General features: G+C 43.8%; 23 protein-coding genes. 19 read left to right on the top strand and 4 right to left on the bottom strand.

Annotated features, from left to right (window positions below; all coding sequences use genetic code 11):
- Window positions 1–24 precede the first annotated feature (24 nt).
- A complete protein-coding gene (gene sbcB, locus AAC855_RS06080) occupies window positions 25–1452 on the bottom strand; it encodes an exodeoxyribonuclease I (protein ID WP_340608721.1) in 1428 nt (475 codons plus the stop codon).
- A 93-nt stretch (window positions 1453–1545) separates the two neighbouring features.
- On the opposite strand from sbcB, the gene AAC855_RS06075 reads away from it, so the two are divergent.
- A complete protein-coding gene (locus AAC855_RS06075; RefSeq protein ID WP_340608720.1) occupies window positions 1546–1953 on the top strand; it encodes a GNAT family N-acetyltransferase in 408 nt (135 codons plus the stop codon).
- A 112-nt stretch (window positions 1954–2065) separates the two neighbouring features.
- On the top strand, window positions 2066–2386 hold the full coding sequence (tmaR, locus tag AAC855_RS06070) for a PTS system regulator TmaR (protein ID WP_340608719.1): 321 nt from the start codon (window positions 2066–2068) through the stop codon (window positions 2384–2386).
- Between the two features lie 39 nt (window positions 2387–2425).
- Here tmaR and AAC855_RS06065 read toward each other — a convergent pair whose 3' ends face one another.
- Complete coding sequence (locus AAC855_RS06065) at window positions 2426–3052, bottom strand: SDR family oxidoreductase (protein WP_340608754.1); 627 nt, start codon at window positions 3050–3052, stop codon at window positions 2426–2428.
- A 178-nt stretch (window positions 3053–3230) separates the two neighbouring features.
- Window positions 3231–6470 (bottom strand): ribonuclease E, encoded by a 3240-nt coding sequence (rne, locus tag AAC855_RS06060; protein WP_340608718.1) that lies wholly within the window; start codon window positions 6468–6470, stop codon window positions 3231–3233.
- Between the two features lie 570 nt (window positions 6471–7040).
- On the opposite strand from rne, the gene rluC reads away from it, so the two are divergent.
- Window positions 7041–7991, top strand: coding sequence for a 23S rRNA pseudouridine(955/2504/2580) synthase RluC (gene rluC / locus AAC855_RS06055; RefSeq protein WP_340608717.1), 951 nt, complete (start codon window positions 7041–7043; stop codon window positions 7989–7991).
- A 16-nt stretch (window positions 7992–8007) separates the two neighbouring features.
- Here the strand turns inward: rluC and AAC855_RS06050 are convergent, their stop codons facing one another.
- Window positions 8008–8598 (bottom strand): Maf family protein, encoded by a 591-nt coding sequence (locus AAC855_RS06050; protein WP_340608753.1) that lies wholly within the window; start codon window positions 8596–8598, stop codon window positions 8008–8010.
- A 144-nt stretch (window positions 8599–8742) separates the two neighbouring features.
- On the opposite strand from AAC855_RS06050, the gene yceD reads away from it, so the two are divergent.
- The 16 genes from yceD to AAC855_RS05970 all read left to right on the top strand — a co-directional run bounded on the left by yceD (window position 8743) and on the right by AAC855_RS05970 (window position 21257).
- The gene (gene yceD / locus AAC855_RS06045) at window positions 8743–9267 is read left to right on the top strand and encodes a 23S rRNA accumulation protein YceD (RefSeq protein WP_340608716.1); all 525 of its coding nucleotides are present in this window, start codon (window positions 8743–8745) and stop codon (window positions 9265–9267) included.
- 12 nt (window positions 9268–9279) lie between these two features.
- Complete coding sequence (gene rpmF, locus AAC855_RS06040) at window positions 9280–9450, top strand: 50S ribosomal protein L32 (RefSeq protein WP_099110961.1); 171 nt, start codon at window positions 9280–9282, stop codon at window positions 9448–9450.
- Window positions 9451–9478: 28 nt separating this feature from the next.
- Window positions 9479–10516: a phosphate acyltransferase PlsX gene (plsX, locus tag AAC855_RS06035; protein ID WP_340608715.1), complete on the top strand. Its 1038-nt coding sequence runs from the start codon at window positions 9479–9481 to the stop codon at window positions 10514–10516.
- A 6-nt stretch (window positions 10517–10522) separates the two neighbouring features.
- Window positions 10523–11476: a beta-ketoacyl-ACP synthase III gene (locus AAC855_RS06030; RefSeq protein WP_340608714.1), complete on the top strand. Its 954-nt coding sequence runs from the start codon at window positions 10523–10525 to the stop codon at window positions 11474–11476.
- An 18-nt stretch (window positions 11477–11494) separates the two neighbouring features.
- Complete coding sequence (gene fabD, locus AAC855_RS06025; RefSeq protein WP_340608713.1) at window positions 11495–12424, top strand: ACP S-malonyltransferase; 930 nt, start codon at window positions 11495–11497, stop codon at window positions 12422–12424.
- An 11-nt stretch (window positions 12425–12435) separates the two neighbouring features.
- Entirely contained in the window at window positions 12436–13170 is a 735-nt protein-coding gene (gene fabG, locus AAC855_RS06020; RefSeq protein ID WP_340608712.1) for a 3-oxoacyl-ACP reductase FabG, read from the top strand.
- Between the two features lie 152 nt (window positions 13171–13322).
- On the top strand, window positions 13323–13559 hold the full coding sequence (acpP, locus tag AAC855_RS06015; RefSeq protein ID WP_012989255.1) for an acyl carrier protein: 237 nt from the start codon (window positions 13323–13325) through the stop codon (window positions 13557–13559).
- A 74-nt stretch (window positions 13560–13633) separates the two neighbouring features.
- The gene (gene fabF, locus AAC855_RS06010) at window positions 13634–14875 is read left to right on the top strand and encodes a beta-ketoacyl-ACP synthase II (RefSeq protein ID WP_340608711.1); all 1242 of its coding nucleotides are present in this window, start codon (window positions 13634–13636) and stop codon (window positions 14873–14875) included.
- Window positions 14876–14994: 119 nt separating this feature from the next.
- Complete coding sequence (gene pabC, locus AAC855_RS06005) at window positions 14995–15819, top strand: aminodeoxychorismate lyase (protein ID WP_340608752.1); 825 nt, start codon at window positions 14995–14997, stop codon at window positions 15817–15819.
- A gap of 96 nt (window positions 15820–15915) precedes the next feature.
- Entirely contained in the window at window positions 15916–16941 is a 1026-nt protein-coding gene (mltG, locus tag AAC855_RS06000; RefSeq protein WP_340608710.1) for an endolytic transglycosylase MltG, read from the top strand.
- On the top strand, window positions 16938–17579 hold the full coding sequence (tmk, locus tag AAC855_RS05995; protein WP_340608709.1) for a dTMP kinase: 642 nt from the start codon (window positions 16938–16940) through the stop codon (window positions 17577–17579). The genes mltG and tmk overlap by 4 nt, the downstream gene beginning before the upstream one ends.
- Window positions 17576–18565, top strand: a complete 990-nt coding sequence (gene holB, locus AAC855_RS05990; RefSeq protein WP_340608708.1) for a DNA polymerase III subunit delta' — start codon at window positions 17576–17578, stop codon at window positions 18563–18565. The genes tmk and holB overlap by 4 nt, the downstream gene beginning before the upstream one ends.
- Window positions 18566–18587: 22 nt before the next feature.
- Window positions 18588–19364 (top strand): metal-dependent hydrolase, encoded by a 777-nt coding sequence (locus AAC855_RS05985; protein ID WP_340608707.1) that lies wholly within the window; start codon window positions 18588–18590, stop codon window positions 19362–19364.
- Window positions 19365–19395: 31 nt separating this feature from the next.
- Window positions 19396–19746 (top strand): purine nucleoside phosphoramidase, encoded by a 351-nt coding sequence (gene hinT / locus AAC855_RS05980; RefSeq protein ID WP_099110949.1) that lies wholly within the window; start codon window positions 19396–19398, stop codon window positions 19744–19746.
- Window positions 19747–19824: 78 nt separating this feature from the next.
- Window positions 19825–20394: a penicillin-binding protein activator LpoB gene (gene lpoB / locus AAC855_RS05975; RefSeq protein WP_340608706.1), complete on the top strand. Its 570-nt coding sequence runs from the start codon at window positions 19825–19827 to the stop codon at window positions 20392–20394.
- A gap of 32 nt (window positions 20395–20426) precedes the next feature.
- On the top strand, window positions 20427–21257 hold the full coding sequence (locus tag AAC855_RS05970; protein WP_340608705.1) for a phosphotransferase: 831 nt from the start codon (window positions 20427–20429) through the stop codon (window positions 21255–21257).
- The last annotated feature ends 40 nt before the right edge of the window (window positions 21258–21297 follow it).

The raw sequence follows: 21297 nt of genomic DNA, 5'->3' as shown, positions 1-21297 counted from the left end.
GGCTTTGTCTTTTTCTGTTTAAATTTACTCAGCCAGTTGGACGGCATAATCTATTAATGCTTTTAACTGACGGCACTTCTCTTCATCGGATTGATATTCAATAAAAAGCCGCTCAATAGTCGCAAAATATTGAGTGATATTTTCCTGAGTGAATATTTCCCGACGATGCTGTAACCAACGCTGTTGTTCACCATAATCCAATGTTGCCGGATAATTTCTGGCACGATAACGGAACAGGAGATCTTTAATACGAGAGTCCTGAAATGTTAAATCTAATGCAGGCAGATTTTGTGGTGTGGTTTCACGAATAATTTCCATTGCGGTTTTATCCGCATCGCTGAAAAAGCCACTATATAGTTTGGCATCAACATTATCGGATTCCGGAAATTCTTCTGGTTGGGAAAATAATTCGACTATTTTTTCCCGGATTTGTGGATTGCTCCGTAAGATAGCCAGATTTTGTGCGCACTGATGACGATCCAGCCCAACCCGCTCCGCATCCTGTGGTCGCAGAGTATTTTCAGGCGCAATGATCGGGCATTTATTGATGTGCACAAGTTTGATGGGAACAGGAGACTGATCCGGCTGTAATTTATCCCGACGGGTATACAGACGTTCACGTAATTCATTAGCATCCAGATCCAGCAAAGGCGTAATGTCCCCAGCTAAATCGCACATGATAACGGCATTTCGGTTTGTCGGGTGCCATGCTAAAGGTGCTATCAGGCTGATATTACTGCGTAAAGAACCAAACATGCCTGATACATGCACAAGAGGCTTCATTTGTGGAATATCAATCTGATTGCTGACTTTCTGCTTATTTCTTAACTGGAAAAAATAATCAAATAATTTAGGCTGAGCCGTTTTAACCAGTTTCGCCATAGCAATAGTCGCGTAAACGTCTGACATAGCATCGTGCGCATGAGCATGCTCGATTCCATTCGCTTTTGTCAGTTGCTCCAGTTTAAAACTGGGTAGCCCGTCATCATTTTCCGGCCAGATAATGCCTTCCGGACGCAGGGCATAGCAAGCGCGCAACACATCGAGAAGATCCCAGCGAGAATTACCTTTTTGCCAGCTGTAGGCATAGGGATCATAAAAATTGCGATAAAAAATATTCCGGCTGACTTCATCATCAAAGCGGATATTGTTATATCCGAGGATACAGGTATTGGGTTTGCTGAATTCAGAATGGATCAGGCGTGTAAACTCTGCCTCATTCACCCCTTTTTTCAGTGCCAGCTGGGGAGTAATTCCCGTGATCATGACAGCTTCAGGCTCAGGCAGGTAATCATCAGCCGGAGCGCAGTACACCACGAGAGGTTCTTCGATGATATTAAAATCACTATCAGTCCGAACTCCCGCAAACTGTGCAGGGCGATCTAAGGCTGGATGTATGCCAAAGGTTTCATAATCATGAAAGTAAAAAGTGGGTTTTTTATCGTTACTCAAGGCAATTCTGCATCTGTTGTCTATTGGTTGGAAGATATGGTAAACCATATCTGAAACAATCTGAATACTCGAATCATATGGAGAATGAAAGTAATGATAGAAGTTACAGAAGTGCTTCCGACTGCGCAGGAATATGTCACATTACGTGAACGGGCAGGGTTGTCGGTTAAATCCATTGAGGCAGCAGAAAAAGGATTACCGAATTCATTGTTTGCTATTTGCTTACGTGATGAAGGAAAATTAATCGGCATGGGGCGAGTTATTGGTGATGGAGCCTGCTTCTTTGAAATAGTCGATATCATGATTGACCCTGACTACCAGAAAAAAGGGTTAGGGAAGAGAGTCATGAATCGGATTGATGCTTGGTTGGAAACTCAGGCTTTGCCGGGCTCTTATGTTTCCTTGATTGCTGATAAACCGGAATTTTATGAAAAAATGGGGTATAAGCTGACATCACCGAGATCACAAGGGATGTATCGTTGGTTAAAGCTGGTGAAATAAATTAAAAAAATATTTAAATATCATCGAAACTAGCTTGTTTATATATTACCTGAGATTGTATTGTGTAATTAGCATAAAAAATTATCATTCTGATTAAGTAAAGGTGTGAAAAATGGACAACGCGAATAAACCAACATTCCATAATGTCTTAGAGTTTGTACGTATCTTCCGTCGAAAAAATAAATTACAGCGTGAGATCGTAGACAATGAGAAAAAAATTCGTGATAACCAAAAACGCGTATTGTTGCTGGATAATCTCAGTGATTACATTAAACCTGGAATGTCAGTTGAAGATATTCAGGGAATAATTGCCCATATGCGCAGTGACTATGAAGAGCGGGTTGATGAATATATCATCAAAAATGCTGAGCTGTCTAAAGAGCGCCGGGAATTATCTAAAAAGCTCAAGGCAATGGATAGCGGAGTAAAATAAGGCATTATTTTAACCACGCCATGAGGCGTGGTTACTTTATCAATTCCAGTTAGGCTTTAATTCAGGGTCAACCAAAGCATAAATCTGAGAGTAAGTCCCTTTATCCTCAGACATTTGATTTAATTGCTGAGCGACATCTTTGCGACTTACCATACCATGAACTTCTCCCTGATAACGCTGACAATGGCCTGTACCAGCCTGATCAGTCAACCCTCCCGGACGAATAATAGTGAAATCTAATCTACTGGTTTGCAGATAACTTTCTGCCAGTGATTTAAGTCTGGCTGACTGGCCGAATAATGATTTGGCGCGTGGTGATAAAGTATGCCAGCTATCTCCACATCCGATGGATGTAACCAGAAGCATTCGTGAGATCTGAGCCTTTTCCAGTGCATCTATAATAGCCATATTGCCAAGGTGGTCTGAATTACCGCCACCAATAGTTGAAAAAACAATCGGATTTTCTCCGGCATGCTCAATCACTTTTTCTATGCTTCTGCTGTCACAGGCATCACCCTGTATTACGTTTACGCCCATTGAACTCAGTATTGCAGCCTGCTCTTTGTTACGGATCAATGCGCTAACAGGACGGTTTTTTTCTAGTGCGATATTAACCAGATGGCGTCCGATACCTTTGCCGGCACCAAAAATTAACCAGGGCCTCATAGATGTGATTTCACTCATAATAATTCACCGCTTTAAATGATAATTATCTGAGTTTATTGGAATCAATGAGCAAAGGAAATGAAACAGACTGGCTTTTGTGAAATGTTTGTGGAGTAAGAGATAAAAATGGCTCCTGTACTCAGGAGCCATTTGATTTATCAGGAATTACAATATGTAATTACTCAAATGTTTGTGGTTTTGACATTCCAGATGTTGCGACATTTGTTGCAGAGTGTCCACCCGCACCACCTTTTCCTTTATATGAATGAGAAGGGCGTTCCCATTCACTAATAATGACTGGCTGTGCAGCCATATCCGGTGCCGGAGCTTTAGTCATTGGGGAATAAGCGTGATGATTTTTTGCCACGATGACCTGAGACTCAGCAGTTTTTGTCTCTTTCGCTTTAACTTCTGCTGTCTGAGAGCATACTTCCGTTGCGACAGTCTGCTGTTCTTCATGATGTTCCTGTTCAGCGATAGAGTCCACAATGATAGGTTCTGCTACGTGAGGAACTTTTTCCTCAGAGCCATATTGCACTGTGTCAGGTGCAGTTTCAGCCTGATGTGAAACTTCATGTCTGACAGCAGACTTGGTGGCTTCTTGAGCAGGCTCATCAGTCTGTCCAGAAACCGGCTCAACAGCTGAATCAACTGGAGATAGGGTCACTGATTCAGGCTTCGCATCTTCATAAGCCACTGCGGTTTGCTCTGTCTCTTCAGTTTCTGCAAAAATAGGTGCTGGTTCAGCCGTTTTTGCAGCAACAGGTACTGGCATAATTTCAACAGATTGTTCCGATGTTGCTTCTTCAATCACAGAAAACTCTGACTCAGGAGTCGTCGCCACTGGGGTGATCGGGTAACGAACCCAAACTTTACCGGATGCTAATTCAGGTGAAGCTACTGCGATTGCCAGAGGTACTGGTGACTGAGTCAGATTGCGCTCATCGCGATAACGACGACGGCGTTGCCCACTGACACGCAAATGACGCGGTGAACGGCGGGAACGACGTGGCATGATATTATCTTGCTGTTCGCTATTTTGCTGAGAACCGTTTTGTTGTGCACCAGACACAGCAGCGTTTTGTTCAGCAGTATCCTGAGCAATAGATTCATTTGCCGCGATAGGTTGAGTTGTTGCTTCAGTTTCTGGATTGATAACAGCTGGAACAGAAACTTTTTTCTCTTTTTCCGCAATTACAGGTGAAGAATCAGATGTAACTACCGGCAGTGCCGTAATAGTTGTTTCTTCTTTCACGCTATCTGTAATACGAATCTTTTGCTCAAGCTGGCGACGCTGGCGTCGAGGCATTACAGGTTGACGTTCCTCGATTTCTTCTTCTGGAACTTCAGGTTTAATGGCCTGTTGAGCCTTACTTTCTAACTGTTGCTGGCGTTTTTCTTCCTGACGGCGACGTTGGCGCTCTGCGCGCTGCTCGCGACGCTGTTGCTGCTGAGCTTCACGTGCCTCGTTATCTACTGCAGTATTGTCCTGAACGTTATTTTTCGCCTGAGCATTACGACCTTTACGCTGCTCATCACGCTCACGATTGTTACGATTTTCATTCTCGTTACGTTCACGACGTTGGTTTTGGCGGCGTGGATTACGGCGATCTGATGGACGACGGCCATCATTACCTGAAGGTCTCTTGGTTTTTTCCTGAGGCTGTTTCTCTTCTTCGCCGCTGAATACTTTTTTCAGAGCGTTTAAGAAGCGGCTGAATAAACCAAGTTTTTCCGCATTTTGTTGATTGTTTGCTTTAGCTGCAACTTTTTTCTCTTTTGCTTTTGCTGCGGTAGGCGCTGGAGCTTCAGTAGGCAAATCAAAAGTGGAAATAGCGGGCTGTTCAGGACGTTTGCGTTCATGCTGAACATCTTCCTGAATAGTTGCCATTTCTGTTTCATGAATTTGTGGCAACTGATAGCTCAGGGCCGAGATTTCTTCGCCTTTACGAACTCGTAAAACGGAGAAATGCGGTGTCTGCATTTGATCATTTGGTACGATAACAATGCCAACACCACCCTGACGGTGTTCAATTGCACTGACAGCTTTACGTTTTTCATTCAACAGATAGGAAGCAATCTGTACAGGAACAATAGCATGAACCTGATGAGTATTTTCTTTCAGCGCTTCTTCTTCTATCAGACGAAGAATGGACAGAGAAAGTGACTCATTATCACGAATGGTTCCTGTGCCACTACAGCGAGGGCAAACATGATGGCTCGATTCACCCAGCGATGGGCTTAAACGCTGGCGTGACATTTCCAGTAAACCAAAGCGGGAAATGCGGCCGATCTGAATACGGGCGCGATCCTGACGTACTGCATCACGCAGGCGGTTTTCAACCTCGCGCTGATGACGTACTGGGGTCATATCAATAAAGTCGATGACAATCAGACCACCAAGGTCACGCAGGCGTAACTGGCGGGCAATCTCATCTGCGGCTTCCAGATTCGTATTAAAGGCGGTTTCTTCAATATCGCCGCCACGGGTTGCACGGGATGAGTTGATATCAATTGCAGTCAGGGCTTCGGTAGTATCAATGACAACAGAGCCACCGGAAGGCAATCTCACTTCGCGCTGGAAAGCGGATTCAATCTGGGATTCGATCTGGTAGTGGCTGAACAGCGGAACTTCACCGCTATACAGTTTAATTTTGCTGGCAAAATCAGGACGACCGAGGGCAGTGATATGCTGGCGTGCCAAATCAAGAATTTTCGGGTTATCGATGAGGATTTCACCAATATCGGGACGCAGATAATCACGGAAAGCGCGTACAATTACGTTGCTTTCCTGATGAATCAAAAAAGGAGCCGGATGGCTGTTGGCCGCTTTTTTGATAGCTTCCCAGTGTTTCAGACGAAAATTCAGATCCCCCTGAAGGGCTTCTGCGGATTTACCGACACCAGCGGTACGAACGATAAGCCCCATGCCTTCGGGTACATCAAGAGAGGATAGAGCTTCTTTTAATTCGATACGATCATCACCTTCGATACGGCGTGAAATACCGCCAGCTCGTGGATTATTCGGCATTAGAACCAGATAACTACCTGCCAGACTGATAAAGGTCGTCAAAGCTGCACCTTTATTGCCTCGTTCTTCTTTATCTACCTGAACGATGACTTCCTGACCTTCTTTAAGGATATCCTTAATGTTAGGGCGGCCATGAGCATGGTAATTATTGGGGAAATATTCACGGGCAATTTCTTTTATAGGCAGGAAGCCATGTCGCTCTGCACCATAATCAACAAATGCGGCTTCAAGGCTGGGTTCAATCCGTGTAATTTTACCTTTATAGATATTGGCCTTTTTTTGCTCGTGTCCAGGACTCTCAATATCCAGATCATAAAGACGTTGCCCGTCAACAAGGGCAACACGCAACTCTTCCTGTTGGGTTGCGTTGATTAACATTCTTTTCATTCTAACTTACTCATTATTTTTTACATTAGTATAGAGCTATGAGTAAAAATAGGAGCACTTACTGGTCACCGATGGCCTCGTGTCTTTTACAAAACCGTCAGCCTCACGGCTATCGGTTGTATAGAGGCGCCTAAATGTCGGCGAGCCTGAATTTCATTTCTTTCATTGTAAGAAACGCAGCGCTCTTTGTTGGGAGATACTGTAATAAATTAGTACAGGTTTTACCCAATCCAGTAAGTAGCAACTCACAGCCCATAAATTGTTTGATTAAACATTACGTCTTACGCCATTGCTGCGTTTTTGTTCAAACAAACAGATAACAAACAATTTCAATCTGCCATTCATAGTTTAGTAAATCGTGGCCGGAAAGCATTATTCCATTGCTATTGGGGTGATAGCAAGGTGACTTTATCTCTTTAAGAGTTTTTTATCATGAAATAGTGATAAGTTGTTCATCTTTAGCCTTTATTCTAAGACAATTTAATAATAAAGAATAAAAATGTGGATATTATTTATACATGATTTAAAAATGAGTGGCACTCTGTTTGCGGGATAATTAAAATTGCGCCCATGAAAACAAATAACCAAGTTGTACAGTTTGTCACTATTGATGACGATGAGGCCGGCCAGAGAATTGATAATTTTTTACTGGCCCGATTAAAAGGTGTACCTAAAAGCATGATCTATCGGATTTTGCGTAAAGGTGAAGTTAGAGTCAATAAAGGAAGAATCAAGCCTGAATATAAATTGACAGCAAATGATGTTGTCAGAATTCCGCCTGTCAGAGTGGCGGAAAAACAGGAGGCTCCTGTTTCTGCCAAGTTGGGTAAAGTTGCCGCTTTGGCAGAATGTATTCTTTATGAAGATGATTATATATTAGTCATTAATAAGCCTTCAGGAACTGCCGTGCATGGTGGGAGCGGGTTAAGTTTCGGTGTTATTGAAGGATTACGGGCATTACGTCCCGAAGCCCGCTTTCTTGAGCTGGTACACCGTCTTGATCGTGATACTTCCGGGGTTTTGCTGGTTGCAAAAAAACGTTCGGCTCTACGTTCGCTGCATGAACAATTACGCATGAAGCAAATGCAGAAAGATTATCTGGCTCTGGTGCGTGGGCAGTGGCAGTCTCACTGCAAAGTTGTACAGGCCCCTTTATTAAAGAATCTTCTGCAAAGTGGTGAAAGGGTCGTAAAGGTCAGCAGCGAAGGTAAACCTTCTGAAACGCGTTTTAAAGTGGAAGAACGTTATGCGTTTGCCACATTAGTGCGGGCTAGCCCTGTCACCGGGCGTACTCATCAAATCCGTGTACATACTCTGTATGCGGGGCATCCGATTGCATTTGATGATCGCTATGGTGACAAAGTGTTTGACGGGCAGCTTACAGAAACAGGGATCAACCGGCTGTTTCTGCATGCCAGCTCATTGAAATTTACGCATCCATCAACCGGTGAAACCATGCGTTTCGAGGCACCAATGGATGCGGCATTACGGCAATGTTTAAAAAAATTGCGACAAATGTAATGCAATAATTCTTCACTTAATAATGTGCCGTCAGTGGGTTTACCCCCTGACGGGTAAGCATTTCAGTCAGTGTGATTAATGGCAGGCCAACTAATGTGTTGGGGTCTTTTCCATCTAATTTTTCAAATAACGTGATCCCTAAACCTTCACTTTTAAAACTGCCGGCACAATTAAACGGTCGTTCTTTTCCCAAGTAGCCGATGATTTCAGTATCAGTAAGTTCCCTAAAATAGACATGAAATAGTTCACAGCGAGTATCAGTACTTCCGGTTTTACTATTGAATAATGTAATGCCGGTGTAAAAAGTGACACACTGACCACTGGCTTTTTTTAACTGTGCGAAAGCCTTCTCAAAATTATGCGGCTTTCCTGTTAGCTCTCCATTTAAAATACAAACCTGATCTGAACCTATAATGAGATGACTGGAATAATCTTGTTGTAATGCTGTAGCCTTTCCTTGTGAAAGCCGCATCACTAATTGTTCAGGATTTTCATTCTCCTGTGGGCTTTCATCAATATTTGGTGCTGCACAGGTAAAAGGCAGTCCAATTTTTTCCAGTAATAAGCGGCGATATATCGAAGTTGATGATAAAACAATCGGAAGCATCATTTTTCCATAAAATACGTAGAGAAATATTTGCAGGCATTTTAAACTATGCACCGCTTATTAAGCGAATATTTGGTGGAAAGGTGCAGATGTGTGGCCTTTTTCTTTGACTATATCCCGTTACAAAGATAATATGCGCGCCTTATGCAGAAGGTAAAATTACCCCTGACCATTGATGCACTTCGTGCAGCCCAAAAAAGATTAGACTACACTGGCAGTTATTCTGCTGAACAGGTGTCTCGTCTTATAGAATCAGTGGTCAGTGTGGATAGTGATGTAGATAACTCATTATCATTTCAGATTGATAATCAGCGTCTGGCAGTTATAAAAGGGCATTCAGATGTGGATGTTACACTTGCCTGTCAGCGTTGTGGTGGTAAATTCAGTCATCATGTTCACACAACGTATTGTTTTAGCCCGGTCGTCAATGATGAGCGGGCCGAGGCATTACCGGAAGAGTATGAGCCAATTGAGGTTAATGAATTTGGCGAAATAGATTTACTGGCAATGATAGAAGATGAAATAATTCTTTCTCTGCCGGTAGTTCCGGTACATGATTCTGAACACTGTGAAGTGTCCGACGCGGATATGGTGTTTGGTGTACTGCCTCTTGAAGCAGAAAAACCAAACCCATTTGCCGTATTAGCCAGTTTAAAGAAAAGTACTTAAGGAGTAAGGTCGATGGCCGTACAACAGAATAAACCAACTCGTTCTAAACGTGGTATGCGTCGTTCTCATGACGCACTGACTGCAACAAAAGTCTCTGTAGACAAAACTTCTGGTGAAACTCACCTGCGTCACCATGTGACTGCTGATGGCTACTACCGTGGCCGCAAGGTAATCAACAAGTAATTCAGCTAGTTATTAGCAAGTTGATATCTTGGCTAATCTAACCTTAGCGTTAGATGCTATGGGCGGGGATTTTGGTCCTCGCGTCACGGTGCCTGCTGCATTGCAGGCACTGGCATCTAATCCGCGATTAAAACTACTGTTGGTCGGTAACCCCGAGGCCATTTCTCCTTTGCTTGCAAACAAAAATGCTGAGTTGCTCAGTCGTTTGCAAATTATTCCTGCGGAACATGTTGTTGCCAATGATGTCAAACCGTCTCAGGCCATTCGTTCCAGTCACGGTACTTCGATGCGTATTGCACTAAATCTGGTGAAATCCGGTGAAGCGAAGGCGTGTGTCAGTGCAGGAAATACAGGGGTATTGATGGGGCTGGCTAAACTGATGTTGAAATCGATAGAAGGAATTGAACGGCCAGCCTTGGTGACGGTCATACCAAATCTGAAACAACAAAAAACAGTAGTATTAGATTTGGGCGCTAATATTAATTGTAATAGTCGTATGTTAGTGCAATTTGCCATTATGGGCGCTGTAATGGCAGAAGATGTTGCGGGTGTAAAAAATCCACGTGTGGCATTACTTAATATCGGGGAAGAGGAATCCAAAGGGCTGGATAATATCCGCGAAGCCGCCATAACCTTGCGGAATAGTGAGTTAATCAACTATATAGGCTATGTGGAAGGAAATGAGCTGTTAACGGGGAAAACAGATGTCCTCGTGTGTGACGGCTTCGCAGGTAATGTTACGCTGAAGACAATGGAAGGCACGATCAGAGTGGTTCTGTCTCTGCTTAAGTCACCGGAAGGGCAAAAGAAAAAATCGTCATGGTTGATGAAAGTATTTAGGAAGTTTTTGCTTAAACGTATAGCAAAACGCTTCGGTCATCTAAACCCTGATCAGCATAACGGCGCAACACTATTAGGATTGCGTGGTATTGTCATAAAAAGTCATGGTGCTGCGAATGAAAATGCATTCAAAGCTGCTATTGAGCAAGCGGTTCAGGCAGTAGAAAAGCAGATTCCTGAAAAGATTGCGGTCCGACTGAATGCAGTATTACCCAAGAGTGAATAAGCATAAATGTATACAAAGATCTTAGGCACGGGCAGTTACTTGCCGTCTCAGGTGCGTACTAACGCAGATTTAGAAAAAATGGTGGATACAACTGATGAGTGGATTGTCACTCGCACGGGTATCCGTGAGCGCCGTATCGCCGATGAAGGTGAAACGGTGGCAACCATGGGATTCAAGGCTGCTGAGCAAGCCATAGAAATGGCAGGCATCGATAAAACGCAAATTGATTTAATAGTTGTTGCAACAACAACGGGAACTCATGCTTTTCCCAGCAGTGCCTGCCAGATCCAAAAACTGCTAGGCATTAACGGTATCCCGGCTTTTGATGTTGCGGCGGCTTGTGCCGGGTTTACATATGCATTGAGTGTCGTTGATCAGTTTATCAAAACGGGTGCAGCCAAATATGCACTGGTTATTGGTTCTGATACGCTCTCCAAAACTGTTAATCCAGAAGATCGTGGCACCGTTATCCTTTTTGGGGACGCAGCAGGCGCGATGGTAGTAGGCGCTTCGGAAGAGCCGGGTATTCTGTCGACCCATCTGCATGCTGACGGTGATTATGGCGAATTGTTATCAGTGCCTCACCATGATCGCCAAAAAATGGATACACCAGCATACCTTACGATGGTTGGCAATGAAGTATTTAAGGTTGCTGTGCGAGAATTAGCGAATATTGTTGATGAGACATTGGAAGCTAATGGTTTGGCTCATTCCCAGCTTGATTGGCTGGTGCCCCATCAGGCGAACTTACGTATTATTTCAGCGACAGCTAAAAAACTGAATATGACGATGGATAAAGTTGTTGTGACACTGGATCGTCATGGTAATACCTCAGCTGCATCTGTCCCGACTGCATTTGACGAGGCGATCCGTGACGGAAGAATTCAGCGTGGCCAACTTGTTTTATTTGAAGCATTTGGCGGTGGCTTTACCTGGGGCTCAGCGCTAGTACGTTTTTAACTTAACAGGAAGATAAACATGTCTGATTTTGCAATGGTATTCCCCGGCCAGGGTTCTCAATCTCTTGGCATGCTAGCTGGCTTAGCCGCGGAATTCCCGCTTGTAGAGCAAACTTTTGCAGAGGCTTCTGCGGTTTTGGGATACGATTTATGGGCGTTAGTCCAGCAAGGCCCAGCAGAAGAACTGAATAAAACGTGGAAAACACAACCTGCATTGTTGGCCGCTTCTGTTGCTATTTGGCGGGTCTGGCAGCAACAGGGAGGGAAAAACCCTTCCGTGATGGCAGGTCATAGTCTGGGTGAATATTCAGCACTGGTTTGTGCTGGCGTCATTGAATTCCAACAGGCAATTAAGCTGGTTGAATTACGTGGAAAGCTGATGCAGGAAGCCGTGCCTGAAGGGCAGGGTGCTATGTATGCTATTATTGGCCTGGATAATGAATCCATTGCAAAAGCATGTGAAGAATCAGCACAGGGCCAGATTGTTTCACCAGTAAACTTCAATTCTCCGGGGCAGGTTGTTATTGCCGGCGAAAAAGAAGCAGTGGAACGCGCGGGTGCTGCATGTAAAGCAGCGGGAGCTAAACGTGCTCTGCCTTTAGCAGTCAGTGTTCCTTCACACTGCGCATTAATGAAATCCGCCGCAGACCAGCTAGCTGATGCATTACAGTCTGTTGAGTTTAAGCAGCCGCAATTTCCTGTTATTAATAATGTTGATGTAAAAACAGAAGCATCTGCTGATACAATCCGGGCGGCGCTGGTTCGTCAGTTGTATAATCCGGTACGCTGGACAGAATCTGTTGAGTATATTGCTGCTCAGGGTATTGATAACCTGCTGGAAATAGGGCCGGGTAAGGTACTGACTGGCTTAACAAAACGAATTGTTGGTACTCTGAGTGCTGTAGCAGTGAATGATGTATCATCACTTACAATTGCTCTGAATAAATGACTGAGGAAAACATGGGCTTTGATGGAAAAATTGCACTAGTTACTGGTGCCAGCCGTGGCATAGGTCGAGCGATTGCAGAATTATTGGCTGAACGTGGCGCGCGTGTCATTGGCACCGCGACCAGCGAAAATGGAGCCGAGGCAATCAGCGCCTATTTGGGCGATAAAGGCAAAGGTTTTGTACTGAATGTCACAGATTCAGCATCCATTGAACAGGCACTATCGAATATTCGTGCTGAATTTGGTGAAATAGACATTCTGGTTAATAATGCAGGCATCACACGTGACAACTTGTTGATGCGTATGAAAGATGATGAGTGGCAAGGTATTGTTGACACTAATCTTTCTTCGATTTTTCGTCTGTCAAAAGCAGTAATGCGTTCTATGATGAAAAAACGTTATGGGCGTATTATCTCCATTGGGTCTGTTGTTGGAACAATGGGAAATGCAGGGCAGGCGAATTACGCGGCAGCGAAAGCAGGAGTTATTGGTTTTAGTAAATCACTGGCTCGTGAAGTCGCTTCTCGTGGCATTACCGTCAATGTTATTGCTCCTGGTTTTATCGAAACCGATATGACTAGAGCGTTGACAGACGAACAACGAGCAGGCATTTTATCTGATGTTCCTGCTAATCGTCTCGGTAATGCAAAGGAAATTGCCAGTGCTGTAGCGTTTCTTGCTTCTGATGAGGCCGCTTACATTACGGGTGAAACATTACATGTCAATGGTGGCATGTACATGATCTAAAAAATGAGCGAACCTGCTGTTTTTTTATGTATTTCTTATACAAAAGAAGCAGTTAGTGGTTCGACCAGCCGGGATTTGGTTGCATCTTTTCCTGTATTTTATAAACTACGAAAACCATCGCGAAAGCGAGTTTTGATAGGAAATTTAATAGTATGAGCACTATCGACGAACGCGTTAAGAAAATCATCGTTGAACAACTGGGTGTTAAAGAGGAAGAAGTTGTAAACACAGCTTCATTTGTTGATGACTTGGGCGCTGATTCTCTTGACACAGTTGAACTGGTAATGGCTCTGGAAGAAGAGTTCGATATTGAGATCCCAGACGAAGAAGCTGAAAAAATCACTACAGTTCAGGCTGCTATTGACTACGTTGAAAACGCAGGTAAATAAGCACATATACCTAGGCGGTCGTTCGACCGCCTATGTTTTTTGTCTTACATTTTTTCCCTCCCTGGAGGATAACCGTGTCTAAGCGTCGAGTAGTCGTGACCGGACTAGGCATGGTATCTCCTGTCGGCAATACAGTAGAGTCTTCTTGGAACGCTGTTTGTACCGGACAGAGTGGTATCGGCCTTATCGAACATTTCGACACCGCTAACCATGCAACTAAGTTTGCTGGTTTGGTGAAGAATTTTAATCATGAAGATTTCAATATTTCGCGCAAAGATGCACGAAAAATGGATTTGTTCATTCAGTATGGTATTGCTGCAGGTGTTCAAGCTTTTGAAGATGCAGGAATCGAAGTAACAGAAGCCAATGCTGGCCGCTTTGGTGCTGCTATTGGTTCTGGTATTGGTGGTTTGGGCCTGATTGAAGAGAATCACAGAACATTGCTTTCTGCCGGTCCTCGTAAGGTCAGCCCGTTCTTTGTACCTTCAACCATTATTAATATGGTGGCAGGCCATCTGAGCATACTATATGGCCTTCGTGGTCCTAGTATCTCTATTGCAACAGCCTGTACTTCTGGTGTGCACAACATTGGTCATGCAGCGCGTATAATTGCTTATAATGATGCTGATATCATGTTGGCAGGTGGTGCTGAAAAAGCAAGTACAGAATTTGGTGTTGCCGGGTTTGGTGCTGCCCGAGCATTGTCGACCCGTAATGATGATCCTAAAACCGCGAGCCGTCCTTGGGACAAAGATCGTGATGGGTTTGTTCTGGGTGATGGTGCTGGTGTTGTTGTTCTTGAAGAATATGAACACGCCAAAAAACGCGGCGCAAAAATTTATGCTGAAGTCGTTGGCTTTGGTATGAGTAGTGATGCGTATCACATGACATCTCCGCCTGAAGATGGAGCAGGGGCTGCACTTGCTATGGAAAATGCTCTGAAAGATGCAGGCATTTCTTCAGAACAAGTGGGCTACATTAATGCTCATGGGACGTCAACACCGGCGGGAGATCTTGCTGAGGCGCTGGCTGTGGAATCTGTCTTTGGTGAAGGCACTAAAGTATTAGTGAGTTCAACCAAATCAATGACAGGCCACCTACTGGGTGCTGCTGGTGCTGTGGAATCTATTTTCACAGTGCTTTCTTTGCAGGATCAGATTGTTCCTCCAACTATTAACCTGGTTAATCAGGACGAAAATTGCCGCTTGGATTTTGTTCCTGGCGAAGCACGTAAAGTTGAGGGAATGGAATATGCGTTGTGTAACTCTTTCGGCTTCGGTGGAACTAACGGTTCACTGATTTTCCGTAAGATGTAAAACACCCTATTTCTCATAAAAAGCCTCAACTCGTGTTGAGGCTTTTTTTATACTATTATAATGCCCCTTATAACCTGAGGTTTTCACGCCTTTTTATTTAAGAATCAGAAAGTAAGATGATGTATTGGATTAACGGCAAACTGCAAGATCAAATCTCGGTTAATGATCGCTCGGTACAATATGGTGATGGTTGCTTTACCACAATCAGGGTAGAGCAGGGTCAGGCAGCTTTTTTGCCTTTACATATGAAACGATTACAAAAAGGTGTTGAAAAACTGTTTATGCCAGTACCGGATTGGTTAACACTGGAAAAGCACATTCAACAAGTTGTAACAGGATGTGAGTCTGGCGTTTTGAAAGTGCTCTTAACCCGAGGTTCGGGCGGACGCGGTTACAGCAGTGATGGTATTAACGAGCTAAACCAGATCCTTTTATTAAGCCCCTACCCGGAGCAATATTACAGGCAACGGAAAACAGGGGTTTCATTGGGGCTTAGCCCTGTTGCTATGGGGATTAATCCTCATTTGGCGGGCATTAAGCATCTGAACCGTTTGGAACAAGTTCTGATAAAGCGGTTTATTGATCAGGAAAAGATCGATGAAGCGCTGGTGCTTGATAGTGATGGCTTATTAGTTGAATGTTGTAGCGCTAATATCTTCTGGCGGAGAGGTAAAGATATCTATACGCCGGATTTAAGCCAGTGTGGTGTGGAGGGGGTTATGCGCCAGAAAATTATCCAGCTATTGGAAAGCAGTGATTATCACTTGTCGTGTGTCATGCGTTACCCTGAAGCACTAGCTCACGCTGATGAGGTCATTATTTGTAATTCACTGATGCCTGTTATGGCGGTTAATCAGATTCAGGCACATAAAAATCAGCCTGCATGGAAATACCAATCCAGAGAGTTATATGAATATCTATTACCTGAATGTTTAAGCCTGTAATTCTGAGGATTATTAAACGGTAGCGATTCAGCCAGCCGTTGAAAGGCAGATAATTGAAAGGCAGATAGTTAAAAGGCAGATAAAAGTGGTAACCGAATGAAACTTAAAAAGCGCATTCTTATTCTATCTGGATTGATTATTCTTGTTGCAGCAATAGCATCTTTCTTCTTTATTAAAAAAGTGGAAAATTTTTCTGCCCAGAAGGTTAATCTGGCTCAGGATCTCATATTCACCTTACCAGCCGGAACGGGTCGTATCGGCTTAGAAACGCTGTTGATTCAGCATAATTTAATCAAAGATAACGGCTTATTACCCTGGCTCTTCCGGTTTGAACCGGAACTGATTAAATTTAAGGCGGGAACTTACCGGTTACAGAAAGGTATGTCAGTAAGAGAAATTCTGCAATTGTTTGTCAGTGGTAAAGAGGTTCAGTTTACCATTCGTTTTGTTGAAGGCAGCCGTCTTTCTGATTGGTCAAAAATATTACAGAATGCGCCATACTTAAAGCACGTGGCTGAAGATAAGACGCCACAAGAACTGGCGGAATGGCTGGGTATGAAAACAGAGAATTCACTGGAAGGGTGGTTCTATCCTGATACTTACCTCTATACCGCAGGTACAAGCGATATAGATTTACTCAAGCGCGCCCACCAAAAAATGGTTATGGCTGTCGATCAGGAATGGAAAAGCCGGGCTGAAAATCTACCGTATAAGAGTCCTTATGAGATGTTAATTATGGCCTCTATCATCGAAAAAGAGACAGCTGTAGATTCTGAACGCGCTAAAGTGGCTTCTGTATTTGTCAATCGCCTGCGTTTAAAGATGCGCTTGCAGACCGATCCGACAGTGATATATGGGCTAGGGGATAAATACATCGGAACTATTTTCCGTAGCAGCCTGAGCACCTTTACGCCATACAACACTTATATGATTGAAGGGCTGCCGCCGACACCGATTGCCATGCCGGGCCTTGCATCAATTAAGGCAGCGGCTCATCCGGCGGTAACTAACTATTTATATTTTGTCGCTGATGGTAATGGCGGCCATACTTTTACCACGAATTTAGTAGAGCATAATAGAGCGGTAAGCCTTTATCGCCAGAGATTGAAGCAGGATAAATGAACAGCAAATTTATTGTTATTGAAGGGCTTGAAGGAGCAGGAAAAACCACGGCTATCCAGACAGTGTCCGATACACTGAAACAATCCGGGATTTCTGATCTTGTTTTTACCCGTGAGCCGGGTGGAACACCATTAGCGGAAAAATTACGCCAGATGATCAAACAAGGGGTCGAAGGTGAAATATTGACGGATAAAGCAGAAGTGCTGATGCTTTATGCTGCCCGGGTTCAGTTGGTGGAGAATGTCATCAAGCCTGCGCTGGCAAAAGGTTGCTGGGTTGTTGGAGATCGCCATGATATGTCATCTCAGGCATATCAGGGAGGTGGACGTAACATTGACCAACATTTATTGGCTTCACTACGTGAAGCATCGCTTGGCAATTTTTCTCCTGATCTGACCATTTATCTTGATTTACCGCCAGAGATTGGCTTACAGCGTGCCCGTGAACGTGGCGAACTGGATCGTATTGAAAAAGAATCATTAGATTTTTTCCATCGTACCCGTACGAGATATCTTGAGTTGGTCGCACAAGATAAATCCATCATAAAAATAGATGCAACTCAGCCATTGGAAAAAGTACAGGATGACATCCGTCAGGCTCTGCAACATTGGCTGAAACAACAGGAAATTCAGGCATGAATTGGTATCCGTGGCTTAACCATGCATATCGTCAGCTGATTGAATCCCACCAACAGGGGCGTGGTCACCACGCTCTTTTACTCCATGCGCATGAAGGCACGGGTGCAGATGCACTGCTTTACGGATTAAGCCGTTGGCTAATGTGTCAGAATAAACAGGGAATAAAAAGTTGCGGTAAATGCCACGGCTGTCATTTGATGTTGGCAGAAACACATTCTGACTGGCATGTACTCGCCCCGGAAAAGGGGAGAAGCACAATAGGTGTAGATGCAGTGCGTCAGCTCAGTGAAAAGCTTTATGAGTATTCTCAACAGGGTGGTGCTAAAATTGCGTGGGTGCCATCAACAGAGTCACTGACCGATGCAGCCTCAAATGCGTTGTTAAAAACACTGGAAGAGCCACCCGGTAATACCTATTTTCTATTGAGATGTCAGCATCCGGCCAGCTTACTGGCAACATTACGAAGCCGCTGTTTTTATTATCACCTGCCGGCTCCTGATACCCAGACCGGTTTGCATTGGCTGCAAAAAAAACTCCCGACGATACCATCACAGGATATTCAGACAGCACTGAAACTGTCTCAGGGAGCACCTCTGGCAGCAAAACAGTTACTCCAGACTGAAAAATGGCAACAGAGAAATGTATTTTGTCAGGCTATCACGCAGGCGCTACATAAATATGATACCTTGTCACTTTTGCCATTGTTGAATCGTGATGATGTACAACAGTCTTTGTACTGGCTAATCAGTCTGCTGTCTGATGCGGTAAAATGGCGTCAGAAGGCGCAAAATTACTGTATCAATCAGGATCAGCAGATGTTGATTCACCATCTGGCCTCCAGCCAAAGTGTGGAAAAATTGTTAAATACAGTTGATGATTGGATACGCTGTCGTCATCAATTAATATCCGTAGCGGGCATCAATCGGGAATTGTTATTAACTGAACAATTACTCAATTGGGAAGGGCAGCTTTGCTCCACTCGGTAATACATTTAAATATGGGCATATTATGTTTTTAGTTGATTCACATTGTCATCTCGATTGTTTAGATTATGAAACACTGCATAAAAGTGTGGATGATGTAGTGGCGAAGGCCGCAGAAAGGGATGTGAAGTATATGCTGGCAGTTGCGACCACATTACCCGGCTTCCTGCAAATGAAAAACCTGATTGGCAAACGTGACAATGTTGCGTATTCCTGCGGTATTCATCCGTTAAATCTGGATGAAGGTTATGACTTTGATGAGCTTGCCCGTTTAGCCGCAGATAGTGATGTTATCGCAATGGGTGAAACAGGGCTGGATTACTATTATCAGAAAGAAAATGCCGAATTGCAGAGAACTTCATTTCGCCAGCATATCCGTATTGGCCGCGAATTAAATAAGCCAGTGATTGTTCATACCCGTGACGCAAAAGATGACACTCTGATGGTATTGCGGGAAGAAAAAGTGCAGGATTGTGGCGGGGTTTTGCATTGCTTTACTGAAGATAAAGAAACAGCTAAGGATTTACTGGATCTTGGCTTTTATATTTCGTTTTCCGGTATTGTGACATTTCGCAATGCTGAACAAATTCGTGAGGCAGCCAGATTTGTTCCCCTCGATCGTATTCTGGTAGAGACTGATTCACCTTATCTGGCGCCGGTTCCTCATCGTGGTAAGCAAAATCAGCCCGCTTATGTACGCGATGTTGCTGAGTATATGGCAGTATTGAAAGGGGTCAGTCTTGAGGAACTAGCCGAAGTGACAACAAGGAATTTTTGTGATTTGTTCCATATCGACATTTAAGAACATTAAATGATAATAAAGGAGAAATGAGATGGCAGAAGAAACTATTTTTAGCAAAATCATCCGTCGTGAAATTCCATCTGATATCGTATATCAAGATGAGTTAGTCACTGCATTCAGAGATATTACACCTCAGGCACCCACTCACATTCTGATTATTCCTAATGTGCTGATCCCAACGGTTAATGATGTTATGCCGGAGCATGAGGCTGCATTGGGTCGCTTATTCACGGTTGCTGCAAAGATAGCCAAGCAGGAAGGAATTGCTGAAGACGGCTACCGCCTCATCATGAATTGTAACCGTCATTCAGGGCAAGTTGTCTTTCATATCCATATGCATCTGGTTGGTGGGCACCCATTAGGTCCGTTACTGGCAGAGTAATATTACTCACTGCTGTTTTTTAATGCGGTCACTTGTAAGACGAAAGATAGACATGACAGCTGTAACCGGAGTAGATGAATGAAAAGAATTTTCTTGGTTGTAATATCAGCAATGTTGCTGGCGAGTTGTACATTAACATCCACACAACCGCCTGCTCCTGTTACACCTGCTGAACCAGAGCAAAAAACGGAACCCACTGAACCGCCGTTACAGAAAGTACCTCAGCCACCAAAGATTCAGTCAATTAACTGGAATAACATCGTACAGCCATTAGTTGACCAAATGGCTAAAGCACATGGCGTAGAAGCAGGGAAAATACTGCTCGTTGATAATGTCAAAAATAGTACGAGTGGTTCACTGAGAACACTTAAGGCAACTGACGCAATTACTGATGTGGTCAGCAAAACGCATGTTTTTCAGGTTGTGCCGAAAAGCCAGATTTATTACGCCAGACAGGCTCTGGGCCTGTCATCAGAAGATAGTTTGGCATCACGCAGCAAATCTATCGGTTTGGCTCGTTACTTAAATGCCGATTATGTCATCTATTCAGTGGCTTCTGGTGATAGTCAACAGCGTAAGATAAACATGCAGCTTATGCTGGTGAAAACAGGTGAAATACTCTGGTCCGGTAGCAGTGATATTAACTAGTGATATTAACTAATAGTGAAGCTCTATCTGGAATGTTGTGTCAGAAGTGGCCTGACATTCCAGCAGAAAATTGGGAGATCAGGCCATTAACAGGGCTGACTCAGGGAAGCCACTATATTACGGATGGTGTACGCCAGATGGTTGGCCGTAAGCACACATGGCATAGTGGTGCTCTGGGTGTCAACCGTCAACGGGAACAGCGGATATTACGGAAATTATCTTCGACCGGCATAGCGCCTGATGTGATCGCAATGCACGGTGATTGGTTGTTACTGAAATGGCTGAAAGGAACAAAGATCACAGCAGAAGAATTCGGTTTACCCGCATTTCAACAGTCATTGGCGAATATCATCGCCATTCTCCATCACCACGCCCCATTGGGGTATACCTTCCAACTCAAACAACAATTAGCCTATCAATGGCTACATATTGATAATTCTAGGCTTTCTCCTGAATGGTTACGGCTGCATAAATTCTTTATATCAGCGAAAATGCCTGAGCCTTTGAAAATAGCACCTGCACATATGGATATTCATCCTGATAATCTGATTATGACATCGGAAGGTTTGAAACTGATTGACTGGGAATACGCCGCAGATGTTGATATTGGTTTTTCATTAGCGGGGCTGTTTGAAGGTAATCAATGGAATGAGATGCAGCAGAAGTTTTTTTTGAATTATTATTGTACTGACCCATCCGGATACAGTGATATTGTTTTATTACAACAAAAAATTAGCCAATGGAAACCGTGGGTCAGGTACATGATGCTGATGTGGTATGAAGTACGTTGGAAGCAGACAAAAGATCCGCAATTTTTAGCTCTGGCTTATCCTTTGCGTCTGGGGTTTAAGCTGACGTTTTAATACGAAGATCGGCAATTAATAGATGGCAACCAATATACAC

Origin of the sequence: Xenorhabdus bharatensis, assembly GCF_037996705.1 — a bacterium.
GTDB lineage: Bacteria > Pseudomonadota > Gammaproteobacteria > Enterobacterales > Enterobacteriaceae > Xenorhabdus > Xenorhabdus bharatensis.
Note: the sequence above shows the minus strand (reverse complement) of the source record. Positions and strands in the feature narration are given on the sequence as shown.

What these genes read in the sequence shown, in the direction of transcription:
- AAC855_RS06075 (WP_340608720.1), top strand. Translation starts at nt 1,546, where the DNA reads ATGATAGAAGTTACAGAAGTGCTTCCGACTGCGCAGGAATATGTCACA.
- tmaR (WP_340608719.1), top strand. Translation starts at nt 2,066, where the DNA reads ATGGACAACGCGAATAAACCAACATTCCATAATGTCTTAGAGTTTGTA.
- AAC855_RS06065 (WP_340608754.1), bottom strand. Translation starts at nt 3,052, where the DNA reads ATGAGGCCCTGGTTAATTTTTGGTGCCGGCAAAGGTATCGGACGCCAT.
- rne (WP_340608718.1), bottom strand. Translation starts at nt 6,470, where the DNA reads ATGAAAAGAATGTTAATCAACGCAACCCAACAGGAAGAGTTGCGTGTT.
- rluC (WP_340608717.1), top strand. Translation starts at nt 7,041, where the DNA reads ATGAAAACAAATAACCAAGTTGTACAGTTTGTCACTATTGATGACGAT.
- AAC855_RS06050 (WP_340608753.1), bottom strand. Translation starts at nt 8,598, where the DNA reads ATGCTTCCGATTGTTTTATCATCAACTTCGATATATCGCCGCTTATTA.
- yceD (WP_340608716.1), top strand. Translation starts at nt 8,743, where the DNA reads ATGCAGAAGGTAAAATTACCCCTGACCATTGATGCACTTCGTGCAGCC.
- rpmF (WP_099110961.1), top strand. Translation starts at nt 9,280, where the DNA reads ATGGCCGTACAACAGAATAAACCAACTCGTTCTAAACGTGGTATGCGT.
- AAC855_RS06030 (WP_340608714.1), top strand. Translation starts at nt 10,523, where the DNA reads ATGTATACAAAGATCTTAGGCACGGGCAGTTACTTGCCGTCTCAGGTG.
- fabD (WP_340608713.1), top strand. Translation starts at nt 11,495, where the DNA reads ATGTCTGATTTTGCAATGGTATTCCCCGGCCAGGGTTCTCAATCTCTT.
- fabG (WP_340608712.1), top strand. Translation starts at nt 12,436, where the DNA reads ATGGGCTTTGATGGAAAAATTGCACTAGTTACTGGTGCCAGCCGTGGC.
- acpP (WP_012989255.1), top strand. Translation starts at nt 13,323, where the DNA reads ATGAGCACTATCGACGAACGCGTTAAGAAAATCATCGTTGAACAACTG.
- pabC (WP_340608752.1), top strand. Translation starts at nt 14,995, where the DNA reads ATGTATTGGATTAACGGCAAACTGCAAGATCAAATCTCGGTTAATGAT.
- mltG (WP_340608710.1), top strand. Translation starts at nt 15,916, where the DNA reads ATGAAACTTAAAAAGCGCATTCTTATTCTATCTGGATTGATTATTCTT.
- tmk (WP_340608709.1), top strand. Translation starts at nt 16,938, where the DNA reads ATGAACAGCAAATTTATTGTTATTGAAGGGCTTGAAGGAGCAGGAAAA.
- holB (WP_340608708.1), top strand. Translation starts at nt 17,576, where the DNA reads ATGAATTGGTATCCGTGGCTTAACCATGCATATCGTCAGCTGATTGAA.
- AAC855_RS05985 (WP_340608707.1), top strand. Translation starts at nt 18,588, where the DNA reads ATGTTTTTAGTTGATTCACATTGTCATCTCGATTGTTTAGATTATGAA.
- hinT (WP_099110949.1), top strand. Translation starts at nt 19,396, where the DNA reads ATGGCAGAAGAAACTATTTTTAGCAAAATCATCCGTCGTGAAATTCCA.
- lpoB (WP_340608706.1), top strand. Translation starts at nt 19,825, where the DNA reads ATGAAAAGAATTTTCTTGGTTGTAATATCAGCAATGTTGCTGGCGAGT.
- AAC855_RS05970 (WP_340608705.1), top strand. Translation starts at nt 20,427, where the DNA reads ATGTTGTGTCAGAAGTGGCCTGACATTCCAGCAGAAAATTGGGAGATC.